The organism is Bacillus sp. SIMBA_031, from assembly GCF_046535225.1.
Lineage (GTDB): Bacteria > Bacillota > Bacilli > Bacillales > Bacillaceae > Bacillus > Bacillus velezensis.
The window spans coordinates 1-235 of record NZ_JAWRXC010000693.1 but is presented as its reverse complement, the minus strand read 5'-3'; the positions used below and the strand labels follow the sequence as shown (position 1 = coordinate 235).

The window sequence follows — 235 nt, the reverse complement described above, 5'->3', positions numbered from 1 at the left end:
GATTTTCTTCTGCGTCAGCGGCGTTATAGGCGCGATTGACCGACATCCGTCCATAACGACTCGTGAAAACGAACCTGAGGCTTCTCGTTCGCTTGAGTCGTACGCCAGCCTGTTCGCACGGACAATCGAGCCGTTCCCTGGGGCTCTCGTAGTCATTGCAAACGACTGGCCACTGCTCTACGACCTCGAGGTCTTGCGGCAGGAATGCGCGGCGTTCGCGCAGCGCATCGTGAAC

At 58.3% G+C, this 235-nt stretch carries 1 protein-coding gene; it reads left to right on the top strand.

Features of this window, described 5'->3' with window-relative positions:
- Window positions 1-235: hypothetical protein (locus tag SB724_RS21850; protein WP_410573174.1), on the top strand; the 235-nt coding region annotated here is incomplete at both ends.